A 14,273-nucleotide genomic window follows, 5' to 3' on the forward strand; every position below is an offset into this window, starting at 1 on the left:
TGACCGGCCCGGACCCGGACAACCGACGGCTCAACGACCGCCGGGCACTCAATCCTGCCCACACCCAGCCTGACCTGCTGCTATTTACGCGTCAGAAGCCTGGCAGGGGTGTCCGCACCTGTCGCGACACCTCGACCAGTACTCGTGAGCAGCGGATTCTCCCCTGTTGGACCCGAGGCGTTACTCAGAGGCACCGAAGAGACGTTTCCGCAGGTCAGGGCAGGTTACTGGTGGGGCGGGTGGGACTCGAACCCACGGCCGACGGATTATGAGTCCTTTTCTGATCTTCCGATCCGTCCCCGCTCTTGCCTCGATCTTCCTATAACCGCAGGTCAGAGGCACTTCGCCGTTCTGGCTCTGCGCCAGCCTTCCTGATCCTTCCGGGTCCTTCCGTCCACCGCGTGTCCACTGGCGGTCTCCCGAGGGCCTTCCCGAAGGAGGCGCTCGGGGATGTCTGCTGGACCGATGCAGGTTAAGCGTGGGGAAAGTCGACGTCTCGAACTCTCACGCAGCGGAGTCCCTTACAGACGGAAAGGGCCCCGCACCCTTCGCCCGAGGGTGGAGCCATACGGCGTTTCTACTGGTCAGCCCTCTGCGGGCAAGGTATCGAAGTCGACCCCGAGCGGGGCGAGCTTGTTCGCCCGGCTGCGTGCTGACAACCCTGGTCGAGGGCATCACGACGGCCGATCTGCGCGAACTAAAGTCCAAGGAGCTGCCCGCCGGGCATCCGCTGGTCCGCTACGGCAACCGCCGCACCAGCCGCTGCCCTTCGCGAAGCCGGTGGACGGCGACGCTGCCGAGCCAATGACGTACGTGCACTCAGTGCTCAAGTCGGCGTTGGAACACGCGGTCCGCGTGGACGAGCTGCCCCGCAACGTCGCCCGGAACGTCAAGACCACCGCACCCCGGCCCAGGCACTTCTGGCCCCTCACCGCGACAGAAGCCCGCCAGTTCCTCGACGCAGCCGGCGCCGACCGCCTCCACGCGCTGTACGAACTCGCACTACGTACTGGACTCCGGAAAGGTGAACTCTTCGGCCTCCGGTGGGAGGACCTCGGCCTCAACGCCGGAGCGGCCAGCATCCGCCGCTCCCTCCAGCGCACCCGCACCGGCGGCCTCACCCACCTGCCCACCAAGTCCCGGGCGTCTGAACGCCGCATCGCCCTCCCCACTGAGTGCCTTCACTCCCTCAAGGCGCACAGGGAGCGGCAGGACACCGAGCGCGAGACCGCAGGGTCAGCCTGGCAGGACAGCGGCCTCGTCTTCACCACGCCGACCGGCAGGCCTCTCGACCGGGCCAACCTCACCCGCCGCTTCCGCACCTTCCTCGACCTGGCCGGACTCCGACGCATCCGCTTCCACGACCTCCGACACTCGACGGCGACGCAACTCCTGGAACAGGGAGTCGACCTCGTCGCGATCAAGGAACTCCTCGGCCACGCCCACATCGGCGTCACCGCCACCGTCTACGCCCACGTAAGGCTCCGCCTCCAGCGAGACGCCATCGACACCCTCAGCACGGCACTCAACGGCCCGGCGATCACCGAGGCGGCCGAGGACCCCGGAGACGAACCGCCGCCCTGCGCCGCCTACGTCCGCTGACGTTGCCGTCAACTACTGCCGTCATGGCCCACGGGAGCCCCACCTACAGGGCTCCCGTTTTGCTTTAGCGATTTACAGATCAACCCACGTCGGCGCCCGGGCATGTAGCGCATAATGTCTCACATGAACTCTCTCGCCCCCACGGACTACCCGGGCCTGCTGCGATTTCTGCGGAGGTGGTACGGCGCCCCGAAATCACCCAATGTGAGACTGGGAGAATCGCTTGAAGCGCCCAGGGAGCTTGTCGAGTGGCATGAAATCTCTGCCCAGTGGGGCGGGGAGATCGCCTCGCACAACTACGCCATCCGCCTCTCGGAACTCACAATGGAGGACGGAAAGATTCCGTTCTGGGTTGAGAACCAAGGAAATTGGGTCTGGGCATTCGACCCGACTAGTGAAGATTTCTCTGTGTACGAGCGAGAACCGTCCGACGAACCGACCCCATGGCGACGGACTGGCGAGCGGCTCTCAGACTTCTTGATTCATGCCACGATCCTGGAGGCAATCCTGGGGGCCCCTGCGACGAAAGTCGCGCAAGGAGTATCGGCAGATTGGCTCTGGTCTCAGGAAGGAAGCCGTGAACTCCCCTTCCCTGCATGGAACTGGCCGGCCCGCGATTCGCGCATCCTCTTCTGTGAGAGCTGGCTGGCTCTCGTCCACCCGAGCGACGATCCCGACGCAGGTCATGACATCACCCTCGCAGCGAGAGCGCCAGGGGATCTCTCCTGGGCGGAGAACATGCCAGGAATCAAGTGGCGCTCATACTCTGGCGTTCAGGACTACACAACCGATGAGCCGCTGCCCTGGTAGATAGCGAAAACACGAATCGACGGCCGATCCATCTGGATCGGCCGTCGATTACTTTCCTGGCTCAGTCAGGAAGTCCCGTGAATTTTTCAGTCCTTCGTGGCGAGATCACCCACAGCTGAACCCCCTCGGGCAGCATGTCAGGCAAGGTACTTCTACATGTTCCGCACGTCCCCGTGGGGTAGTCGATGTAGAGCACGGCCTTTCTGATACCTGGATTCATGCGCAAGAACGCTGCCGCGTGAGTCTCCACGTGCTCCCCATTGGCCTTCGTCCGGCCCGGAAGGTTCTTGAGAAGTCCCGACTGACCACCTGGGCCGCTAATCATCGGAAGCTGATCGGTTCCGACATCAAGGATTCCCACGGTGCGCCGGTCGTAGTCCTTCGGCAGGCCCTTCAGATTAGGGCCACAATTTGCATTGTGAACCAGGACCGGAGTCTTGCCCGCCAGCACATAGTACGTGTGGAGGCCGTCCACAGTCAGGTTGTACGTGCGGGCGTGCTTCGTGTAAGGGCGGTTGCCTTCGATGGTGACGGTAGCACCGCGGTCGGTGCGCAGTGTCATGCCGGGCTGGAGCTTGCTGGCTTCTATCCACTGCTTCTGGGATGGCGACCAGAAGGGGTGTTCGTGTGTTGCGGTGAGCTTCTTCGGGCCGTGTGCGGTCTCGATGGTCAGCTCGTTGAAGTGCTTGTCGTCCTCGGTAATGATGAGCCGGGTGACCTTGTGTTTGCCGGTCTCACCTGTCAGGGGGTTGGTGGCGAGGACTTCGTTGCCGACCTCAATCTTTTCGATGTCCTTTGTGGTGCCGTTGGCCATGAGGACGTCGGTGCCGGCGACAAAGCACTTGGTGCAGTTGCCCTGTTTGCCCCAGCGCCAGCCGACAGGGCCTCCTGCGGGTCCTTCACTCGCCACCGTACCGGCCATAAATGCGCCGGACGCCTGGACCATCGCTGACCAACCCAGATTAGCGAGGTCGCCGCCGCAATCCTTTCCGACTGCTGCTAGACAGCCGGCCCCCTTTGCGCTGTTGGTGACGTGGGAGAAGAGCGGGTATTCAGGATCGCCGCACACTTCAGGCCCGTAGTGGCACAGCAGGTCGATCTTGTCGTAGAAGGCTTGGATGTAGACGTGAGCCTTATCCCAGTTCGCGGGGACATCGACGCCGGGCCAGAAGGAGATGTATCCGTCCTCGTTGAAGTCGTAGCCGATCTCCTCCCCGAGGCCGCCGGAGCCATTCGAACCGGGTGCTGGTCCGTCGCTGCCCGGCGTGTCGCCGTGGTTGAGGCCGTTGCCGTCGTCATTCGGTCCCTCGGGCATCGGGTCGCCGTCGTCGGGGCATTCGTCTCCGCCTCGTCCGCAGGCAAGTGCGAGGCCGCTGGGGTCGGAGAAGATGACGGGGTTGTTGGCTGAGTAGGTGTAGGGGTGGATCTGCTGCGATTCGGTGAGGACCATGATCGGGTCGACGCTGATGAAGCGGCCGATCATTGGGTCGTATTCGCGGGCGCCGAGGTGCGTGAGGCCGGTGTCTTTGTCCTTGGTGCCGCCGACGAAGGTCTTGTCGCCGGTCCATGCGGTGGGCTGAGTGCCGCGAGGGGCGCCGAAGATGGTGGTCTTGCGGCGGGTGACGGCCTGGGTGGCGTCTGCTGTGATCTGGGTGGTTGTGGTGTTGTGGTGGTCGGTGAGGGTGAAGGTGAGCTTGCCGCCGGTGCGCATGGCGATGGAGCCGTAGTAGCGCGTTCCGGTGACCAGACCGACCTTGTCCATGTGGAGTTCGTTGCCACCCGGCAGATACAGGGTTGTGCCCGTGGAATCCTTACGGATTAGCCGCTGGCCTTCGACGTCGTACATGTAGCTGGAGACATTGGTGCCCTGTGCTACGGACTTGAGGTGTCCCTCGTCGTCCCAGTCCAGGCTCTGTACGGCTTCGGTGCCGATCTTGCGCGTGAGGGTGTTGCCAGCGCCGTCGTAGGTGAATATCTCGTCGTGGGGGTTGGTGCCGGTGTGGGTGACCTTGGGCAGGTTGTGCTTGCCCGCCTCGGGATCCGCGTACGTGCGGGTGGTGTCGGCGGTGGGCCCGGATGCGGTCTTGTGTTGTGTTTCTGTCTTGCGGTTGCCGACGGCGTCGTAGGCGTAGGTGGTCCAGTAGGCATCCTGACCACCCACTACCGCGGCAGAGGGAGTTTCAGCGCACTCTTCGCCGGTGTTCGTCCAGGCTTCGGTGATGCGGCGGAGAGCGTCGAGGGTGAAGCACTGGGTGTCGGTGGTGCGGGTGGCGTCCTGACCGTAGGCGGTAGCGATCTGGGTGATGTTGCCTGCCGGGTCGTAGGTGTAGCGGGTGTCCTCGACGCGCTGCGGGGCGACCTCGCGGTCCGTATAGGTGCGGGTCAGGTTGCTGGTGTGGTCGTCGAATTCATTCGTGACGAACAGGTGCCGGGCGAACTCACCGTACTCCTCACGGATGTTGCGACCGTAGTGGTCATAGGTGCTGGCGGAGATGATGGGGTCGCTGCCGGCGTAGACCGAATCGAGTAGTCCTGCTGTGTTGTATGCGCTGGTGACCGATTCGGCGGGAAGGCCGCCCATTTCGGGGTGCTCGGTCTCCATCAGCTGACCGGTGTTGTCGGTGTAGAAGTTGAACCACTCGTACGTGCCTGCCAGTGTGCCCTCACTGGCCGGGACGATGAACTTGCTGGCAGCGGGTTGGTAGAGGTCGCCGTATTCGGTTACCTCATTGACGTATGCGTTGCCGTCGATGTAGCGCGTGGCTGCGGTCAACTGCCCCTTGGCGACGGTGTCATAGGTCCAGGCCGAAAGCGTGGTCGTGCCCTTCTTCAGGGCGGTAGGGCGGCCGAGGGTGTCGTAGTCGGTGTGCAGAGTGATGCCACGGGCAACGCTCTCCGCGTCCGTGACTCTGTCGCCGTGGTCGTACGTCGTGACCGTGGTGCCCTTGTCAGGGTCATCCGTTCGGGTCTGGCGGCCACGGACATCGTACGTGTAGGTCCACTTCGCGCCCGATGCGTCCGTGACGGTTTCCAGGCGGCCGTGCTTGTTGTAGGTGTAGCTGATGGATTGCGTGGGTGGTTCGGAGCCCGTGGGCTGCTGGACCTGTGTAGTACGGCCCAGCGCATCCACGACGGTGGTCGTCGTGGTCCCACCCTTGGGCGGTGTGACGGTGGTGACGTCACCTGCGTAGCTGGAGGTGGTGCGCTTGGTCTCGTCGCCGAACCGCTTGGCGATCACGGCTGTGGGCCGCCCGACGCCGTCGAAGATCGCCTCGGTCGAGGCCGGGTACTGAGTCTCCTGACCCGTGACGAGCACTGCTTCCGGAGCGCCGGTGGCAAAGTACGTCCCAGAGTCGAGCCATGCCTCGCCACGGGTGTTGTAGAAGACCTCCGTCAGCAGCCGGCCAGCGTTGTCCGGGGCTTTCGCCTGGGTCTGGCGGGGACGTAGGAGTCCGTCGTAGAAGGCATAGCTGGTCTGGTACTCGGAGTTGTGATCGAGCACCTTGGTGGTGACGACGACCGGGCCGTCTTTACGTACCAAGTAGTCGAAGCTGTAGTTCGGTGCGCTGGGGTAAGTGACGGCCGAGCGGGTCGGGGTCCAGACCTTGGTGACACGGCCCAGTGCATCGTAGGCGGTCGAGGTGACCTTGCTGTTGGCGTCGGTGACCTTGACCGGCTGTCCTCGCAAGGGGTCCACGACTGTCGTGGTTTTGTGGCCCAGTGGGTTGATCACGACTGCCGTGGTGGCTACCTCGCCCGAGGCGGGGGTGAAGACGGTCGAGGTGACCTTGCCGTATGCGTCAGCCGTGGCCAGGGAGCGGCCGTACTGGTCAAAGCAGTACTGGTCCTGGGTCAGACCACACGTGCGGGGGATGGAAGTGGTGACGTCATAGCCGTTGCCACTGCCGTTGATGCGGTCGGTCTTGGTGACGAGGGCCTTGGTCGGCGCTGCCCCGAGTGCTCCGCCGTCGTAGTAGGCGCGGATGTCATCGATGATGTCGCCCGGACGACTGACCGTGGCACCACATGCGGCCGCAACTGTCTCGGTGCGAGAAACAGTATTGAGGATCCAGACGGCAGCATTCGTGTTGCGGGCGTACTGAGTGGTGGTGCACTTCTCGTCGCCGGACTTGGTGATGTCGCCATGCTCGGAGACCTCGCTGACCATGCCGTAGCTGTCGAAGCCACGGGTGACTTTAGTCGTGCGGGTGCCGCCGCCGGTGACGGTGGTACGGGTCTCCTCCGCCGCGGTACCGGTGTAGTAGGCCTCCAGGTCCGGCAGCTCGGCGGCGGTGCGGCTGCGGGCTGCGGTGTTGGCCGAACGCCATGGGGTGTATGAGGTGGCGCTGACGAGTGCGCCGCCGTTCCCGTTGTAGGTGGCGCTCTCGCGGAGCCAGCCGGCGAACTGCTCCCGGTCGGTGACCGCGACGTTGGCGGAGTTCTCCACAGCCGCGCCGTCGATGCCGCGGAAGTAGCGAGCTTCGGAGAACGTCTTGGGTTCTGTGCCGGCTCCCTTGCGGGTCTGGACCTGGTAGTAGCCGCGGGCGACGGAGTAGGTGCGGTCTTCGGGCTTGGTGAACTCGTCCGTGCTCTTGCTCCACTCGGCGCCGCCGACGTACGCGTACTCGGTCACCGTGTCTGGCGTCGCCACAAGGTTGTCGCCTTCAATGACCCGTTGCACGACATAGGAGTTGAACCAGTCCTGCTTGGCTGTCTCACCCTCGTAGGCCCATTTCACGGGATAGCAGCGGGTGCTGTTTGAGGCGTCGGTGGGCGGCAAGCTAGTGGCTGTGCATTCGGGATCGAGATAGTCGATTCCGATGGTGCCGCCGGTCTCCGTGGTGATCTGGGACATGCGCAGGCGGATGAAGGGAGCCAGGCCGTCGCCGAGTGAATCGACCCGGTTGGGCTTCTGCACACCTGCGAAGGTCACTGCGGGCAGCCCGGCCGTACCACCGGCCTTGCCGGTGCGGGTGATGGACTCCAGCCACATCGGTGTGGAGACACCGTCACCAGAGGGCGGGAAGCCCTGCTGGAGGGCCCATGCGTCGACGTCCTTGTGGACCCCGCCGGTGAGGACCTTGGTGGTGATGCCGGTCAGGCGCTTGCGCGACCAGAAGGTGGGCGAGTATTGGTCCTTGCACTCGGTGGAGCCGTCCTTGCAGTACTGGTCGAACGGCACGTCGGGCCAGTTCTTGGCGTTGGTGGCGTCGAAGGTGCCGCATGTGGTGAGGCATCGCTCGCTCACACCGAACCAGACCTGGGCCATGGCCTTGGCCGAGTAGACGCTGTTGGAGCGCAGGCCGTAGTCGATGTGGTCCAGGTAGCCGCCGCGGATGTACGGGGTGACAGTGGAGGCACCTGTGGTCTCGGAGACGTTGCGGCCGTAGTTGTTGGCATCGGTCTTCCAGTAGTACGCCTCAGCGTTACCGCGCAGATCGACGACGTAGTCGAGCTGCCAACGCCACGCCTGCTGGCACCAGGCCGCAGCGAACGAGGCGTTGTAGCAGGGCTCGCCCGACTGATTGCCGAACACCGGCGCCGTCCACGTCGAGTTGGTCACTGGGTCGTCTGCGTCGATGCCGTTGTCGCTCCAACCGGGCAGCTTGTTCAGCCCGAAGAAGTACTGGGTGCCGTCGGTCGTCGTGACCTTCCAGTGCTCGCCGACACCGTCAACGCCTGCAGTGCCCTTGTCCGGGTTGGAGGCACCGGTGAGCTTCTCGACCTTCTCACCGGAGTCGGAGGCCGGGTGCCACCCCTTGGTGCTGTCGTAGACGAGCTCGGTGTTCTTCCCTCCGAGCGACAGGGTGGCGTTGTTGTTGTACCAGCACAGATCACCGACCTTGGTGGTGTTGGTCCCACCGGTCTTGTCGTCATTGCACGGCTTGTAGCGGCGCTCGATGTAGCCGGGCTCCCAGTCCCACCCATCGCCGATCCAGCTGGACTGGTTGTTGGATGCGGCCGTGCGGCCGTCAACGGACTGTGAGTTGTAGCCCAGCGAGATCTTCGGCTGCAGACCACCGGGTACCGACGGGACGCCGATCGGGTACGACCAGGTGAATGCGCCGGTCGAGCCACCATGGCTCCACGAGCCGGATGGCTGCAGCGAGGTCGCCTTGTAGTTGCCCGTCGGACCGGAGTCGTCCGCGGTGGCCGCCAGAACTGCTGCGCCCATAGGCGCTGGCGTCGTCCGGGCAGCCTTGCTCCCAGAGCCTGGCAGAGTAGCGGCCGCCGAAAGGGTGCCCGCTTTCGTATCGTTCCTCGTCGCCAGCGGCCGTCCGGCCCGGCATTCAGGCTTGGCCGGCGTGGTCAGTACACAGGCAGGCATCTGGACCAGACGCAGACGAGCAGCCCAGTCACCGCCGTAGGCTCCGCGGAAGGACTTGTAGTCCACCTGGACCTGAGCCTTGCCCGTGGCGGAGGCCGCATCGGTTGGGCTGAGGGAGAGCAGGATGCCGTCCACACCGGCCTCACGCGCCGCGTCCCTGCTGGCGACGGTGACCCTGACATTGCCCGGGCTGTGGGCGGTGCCGCGTGTCTTGGACGCGGTGGCGCGGAGAGCGACTGGTAGTACACCGGCGCGCTTCGGAGCCGAGGCGGCGCCGCTCGCTCTCAAGTCGACGGTGGCGGTGCCAGGGGCAGGCCAGGTGACCTTTGGGGCTTTCCACTTGGCTCGGTCGCCGCGCCGCTTCGTACCGCCGGGGGCCATCTGCTTCACAGCTACGGTTGGCGGCTGCTTGAGCCTGGGGAGTTTCACCCCTTGGCCATCCGCTGCTGTTGCCGTTCCTGCTGCACCAGCAGGCAGCAACCCGGCAACCACCGCGAGAGCCAAAGCCCCCACCCATCCACGCGTGCCGAAACGGCTCACGCCCCCACCCCTCGCGCAGCTCAGAAACTTTGCCGCACGATAACAACACACAGCCGATCTTGGGAATGAGGCGATTCCCGAATGCCCAATGAATGCGCCAGAGAGGCGGATCGCCCGTTTGGCACCTATGAAGCACTTGTGAGGCTTCCGTGATCAGCGAATGGCCAGCTCAGAAGCCTCGCACGTCACCGCGCGGCACCCTGTCGGCCTGTCCGCAATTACCCCGTATTCACACTTCCATCACGGCCGGTTCGCCTACTTCGTCAGCACCCTCGGAAGGTTTGAGCCGGGGATCCCTATAGAGTCTGCGCCAATCCGGGCAGTGAAAAGGGGAGTTCAATCGTGTCCATAACTCAGAGGGGTGTGACCTCTCCAGGTAGATGGAGAAGCCGCCTGCTGTGCAGCGCCGTGGCCGCCTCTGTCCTCGCGCCGGTAGTGCCCGCCCAGCCCTCGTACGCCGCACATCCCGCCCTCGGCGCCCTCGCCGCCGCTTCATCGGACCTCGTCGCCGACGGATCGATGAGCGAAGAGGACAAGGCGCTTCAGGACGCTCAAGCGTCTGGCCAGCCCGTGGAGTTGGTCTCGGCCCGAACCGAGGCCAGTGACACGTGGGCGCTTCCCGACGGATCGTTCTCGGTCAAGCGACACGGCACCGTCGTCCGGGTATGGCGGGACGGAGCCTGGGTTCCTGCCGATCCGACCCTCGCCTTCGCGACCGACGGCTCGGTCGTACCGAAGGCGACCTCGGTTTCGGTGAAGTTCTCCGGTGGCGGCATCGGCCCCATGCTCTCCGGGGTCAAGGACGGGCGCACGCTCTCGCTGACCTGGCCAAAGTCTCTGCCCAAGCCCACCCTCAACGGCAACGTGGCGACCTATCCCGAGGTCCTTGCAGGGGTCGACCTGCAACTGAAGGCCGAGGTCGAGGGCTTCTCACAGTTGCTCGTCGTCAAGACCGCGGCAGCTGCGCAGAACCCCGAGCTTGCAGAGCTGCAGTTCGCTATGAATACCGTGGGCCTCAACGTGTCCAAGGACATCGACACCGGCACCCTCGTGGCCACCGACCCGGCCGGGCAGACCGTATTCACCAGCCCCGCCCCCCTAATGTGGGACTCCAGAACCATCGCCGCCCCTGACGCTCCTGCAGCACGCACCCTTGCAGCGGAAACCTCAGAGCCAGGGGACGTGTTCGAACCCGGCGCGGGCGCCGAGGATGCGCAGATGGCCACGTCGGTCGATGGGGATACACTGACGATCACCCCGGACCAGGAGATGCTCACCGGGGCGGAAACCACCTATCCGGTGTACATCGACCCGAGTTGGGCCTGGGGCGAGTGGCAGCATTGGACCCGCGTTTACAAGGCCTACCCCAACACCTCCTACTGGGACGCCAAAGAAGACGTGCGCGTCGGCTACGAAGCCGAGACCGGCGGCTCGGACCGGGTCTCCCGCTCCTTCTTCCAGCTCGACACCAGCGACGTCACCGGCGCTCAGATCAAGAGCGCCACGTTCCGGGTCCGCAACACCTGGTCCTGGTCGTGCCAAGACCGCCCTGTGGAACTGTGGCAGGTTGGCGACATCTCCAAGAAGACGACCTGGAACAACCAGCCCGGCAAGATCGAGCCGCGGCTGGACGTAGTGGACGATTCCAAGGGCTGGAGCAGTGATTGCGCGGCGGGCAATCTGGAGTTTGACGCTACCCCAGCAGTGCGTACTGCGGCCGCTGCGGGCGACGAGAGCGTCACCTTGGGCCTTTACGCCCAGAACGAAGGAGACACCTTCGGCTGGAAGAGATTCGACCCGAAGACCGCCACGCTGGAGATTAAGTACAACCACCCACCCAGGACGCCGAGTGGGCTGGGCACCAATCCTCGCACCAGCTGCACCGCCGGCGGCAGCATCGGCAACGTCGCCGTCAGTCTCTACGCGAAGATCGACGACCCGGACGGCGGCAATCTGACGGCCCAGTTCCAGGCGTTCGAGGTCGGCACGACTACCCCAGTAGTGGATACCAGCGTGCCCGCCCTCAAGGGCCGGGTAGCCACTGTCGTTCTGCCATCGGCAAGCACGCCCAGCGGGGACTACACGTGGAGGGTCCGGGCCAAGGACCCCGACGGGCAATACTCCGGATGGAGCACTACGTGTAAATTCAGCCTGGACCGTACTCGTCCGAGTAAGCCGCCAACTATCACGTCCGAGGGCAACAAATTCCCCAAGGGTGATCAGGGCTGGCCAGACCCAACCGGTCCGGCACGTTCCGAGGGGACATTCCTCTTCTCCGCCAACGGCGTCCAGGACGTCGACTCGTACTACTGGTGGACCGACACCGACCCAGAGGTGCGCCAGGTCCACGCCGACAAGAACGTCCCTGGAAACAACGCTGCCAAGGTCACACCGCCTTCCTACGGACCCCACCTGATCTACGCGTACAGCGTGGACGCGGCCGGCAACCGCTCGGACACGGCCACGTACCTGTACTACGCCACCCGCTCCCAAGAGAGGGACAAGCCCGGAGACCTCAACGGCGACGGCTTCAAGGACATCTGGAACACCGACACCAACGGCACTCTGCTCACCTATGCAGGCCGTGGAGGCCGTGAGTTCTCCGCAGCCACGAACGGCGGCGGCACCTTCCCCGGCCAACAGGTCACCTTCAGCGGAGACTGGGGCCAGGAAGGCTACAACGACCTCATCTCGCTCGAGTACAACGAGAGCGACGGCAAGAACAAGCTGCGCGTCTATCCCAACAACGGCCTGGGGATGGTCGACCGTGACAACTACCTGCAGCTGAAGGTCAGCTGTCCAGTGCCCAGGCCCAGCGGCCGCTGCAAGGGGATCACCGACGATCACTGGCACGACGCCCAGCAGATCACCACAGGCGGCGACATCAACGGAGACACGTACGCTGACATCCTCGTCAGACAGGACAAGAACCTCTGGGTCTACTACGGCGACCGGGGAACTCAACTCGACAACGTACGGCCTCATCCGGTTCTAGTCGGCGAGGCCGACTGGGACAAGTTCACAGTGATCGTTCCTGGCGACCTCAACGGCGACCAACTACCCGACATGATCCTGAGGGACAACGCCTCCGGTGACCTCTACCGCTCCTACGGCAAGGCCGACCCCACCGGGGTACTCGACGCCGCGACCTGGGGCAACGCCTCGAGCAGGGTAAAGATCGCCACCGGCACCATGCCCCGGAGCCTGTACCCCACCATTGGCTCTTCCGGCGACCTCGATGGCGACGGCAACGGAGACGGCGTCAGCGACGGCGATGGCATCGTCGACCTCTGGGCACGTAAAAAGGACAACACCCTCATCGGCTGGCCCGGTCGCAAGACCGGCAGCGACTACACCGGCATCGGCGGCTATTTCCCCATCGACGGAGCCAACGGCGGCCGACAGATCCCCGCAGGCACCACCCTCAGCAGCGGTCAGTCCCTGGCGTCCAACTCGGCCAAGCTCACTATGCAGGCCGATGGCAACCTCGTGATCACTTCCAACGCCAGCAAGACTCTCTGGTCCAGCGGCACAGCCGGCAACAGCGGCGCCACTGCACGCGTACTCACAAACGGCAACCTCGCGGTCTATTCCGCCGACGGCAGCACCGTGCTATGGAGCCCAAGCATCACGGCAGACCCCGACCACCCCGACGTCGAGCCCGGACTCACAGGTGAGGGATACGCACTTCTCCAGGACCGCGGCAACCTCGTCGTCTACAACGGCAAAGCTCAGGCCGTCTGGTCCAGCGGCACCGTCACACGGCACGACCACAACGGCGACGGCCGAAGCGACATGGGCCTCTGGTACGACTTCACCGCCGGCACCGACGCCACATACACAGTGATGGCGAACACCGACGGCTCGTTCCAAACCCCATACAAGTCCTACAATGCGCCGATCGGAACATGGGATGCCAAGTCCCTCAAGTTCGTCACAGGCGACTTCAACGGTGACGGACGCGGTGACATGGCAGCCCTACAAGGCCACAGCGACACCGCCGTTTCGCTTTGGACCGCACTCGGAAATCCCACCGGAGGATTCGGCACTCCCATCGAGTCCTGGTCCGTCCCGAAGGGCGTGATGCACACCAGCTACATGACCCCGCAGGCCGGCGACTTCAACGGCGACGGACGCGACGACATCGCCGTCTGGTACGCCTACCCCGACGGCACCAGCAAACTGTTCACCTACACCGCCAGCGTCACCGGAGGATTCAACAAGCCCTTCGAGTCCTGGTCCGCCCCCGGCGGCACCTGGCTCAGGAATCGCTGCAAGTTCGTCACCGGCGACTTCAACGGCGACGGACGCGACGACATCGGCGTCTTCTACGGCCAAGGCGACAACACGGTCCGCAACCACACCTTCCTCGCCACCGTCACCGGCGGCTTCGCCCAGCCGACATCGTGGTGGTACAGCGCCTCCCTCGACTGGAACCGCTCCACCCCCCACGCCGGAGACTTCAACGGTGACGGACGCGACGATGCCATGATCTGGTACGACTACGCCGACGGCAGCGACAAGGTCTCGACCTTCATTGCCGAGTCCGAGCCCGAAGACCGCTTCGGCTCCGCCTTCGTCTCCCTCTCCAGCAACGCCGGAAACTGGGACATCAAGCGCAGCCAGCTCGTCATTGGCGACTACAACGGTGATGGACGGGACGACATCGGCGCCATGTACCACCAGCCCGACGACGCCGTGAAGATGTGGACCTGGACGGCCCGAGAAGACGCCAAGTTCAACGGCGCCCTCGCCAGCTGGACCTACACCGCAGAGCAGTGGGTTTACGCATCCACACGCTTCTTCAAGCCCTACAACTAACCACCCAACCACCTGACCGTTCCCGGCAGCACCGCTGCCGGGAACGGTTGCATCTCGCGTCTGTTGACACGTGTCCTCCCCGCCGATGCGGGGGTGTTCCGCCCGATGACTGGGCTGACCCCGGCTTCGTGGAGGCCGAGGAGGCCACGTCAACCGCTAGCATCGCCTTCAC

The 14,273-nt window shown here is 64.4% G+C and carries 4 protein-coding genes and 1 pseudogene; 4 read left to right on the plus strand and 1 reads right to left on the minus strand.

What is annotated here, in order from left to right; all coding sequences use genetic code 11:
* Window positions 1-649 precede the first annotated feature (649 nt).
* From AC0699_RS08290 to AC0699_RS08300, 3 genes and pseudogenes are all read left to right on the plus strand, one after another.
* Window positions 650-808 carry a hypothetical protein gene (locus AC0699_RS08290; RefSeq protein WP_478657234.1) on the plus strand — a complete coding sequence of 53 codons (159 nt, stop codon included), beginning with the start codon at window positions 650-652 and terminating at the stop codon, window positions 806-808.
* Window positions 805-1,602, plus strand: a pseudogene (locus AC0699_RS08295) (tyrosine-type recombinase/integrase); the annotation flags it as partial. The gene AC0699_RS08290 and the pseudogene AC0699_RS08295, both read left to right, overlap by 4 nt.
* A 123-nt stretch (window positions 1,603-1,725) precedes the next feature.
* Window positions 1,726-2,412: a hypothetical protein gene (locus AC0699_RS08300; RefSeq protein WP_478657236.1), complete on the plus strand. Its 687-nt coding sequence runs from the start codon at window positions 1,726-1,728 to the stop codon at window positions 2,410-2,412.
* A 61-nt stretch (window positions 2,413-2,473) separates the two neighbouring features.
* Here AC0699_RS08300 and AC0699_RS08305 read toward each other — a convergent pair whose 3' ends face one another.
* Complete coding sequence (locus AC0699_RS08305) at window positions 2,474-9,280, minus strand: polymorphic toxin-type HINT domain-containing protein (protein ID WP_478657238.1); 6,807 nt, start codon at window positions 9,278-9,280, stop codon at window positions 2,474-2,476.
* Window positions 9,281-9,688: 408 nt separating this feature from the next.
* Between AC0699_RS08305 and AC0699_RS08310 the strand changes: the two genes are divergently transcribed.
* Window positions 9,689-14,101: an FG-GAP-like repeat-containing protein gene (locus AC0699_RS08310; RefSeq protein ID WP_478657240.1), complete on the plus strand. Its 4,413-nt coding sequence runs from the start codon at window positions 9,689-9,691 to the stop codon at window positions 14,099-14,101.
* Window positions 14,102-14,273 lie beyond the last annotated feature (172 nt).

This window comes from Streptomyces sp. NPDC043870 (assembly GCF_056435785.1).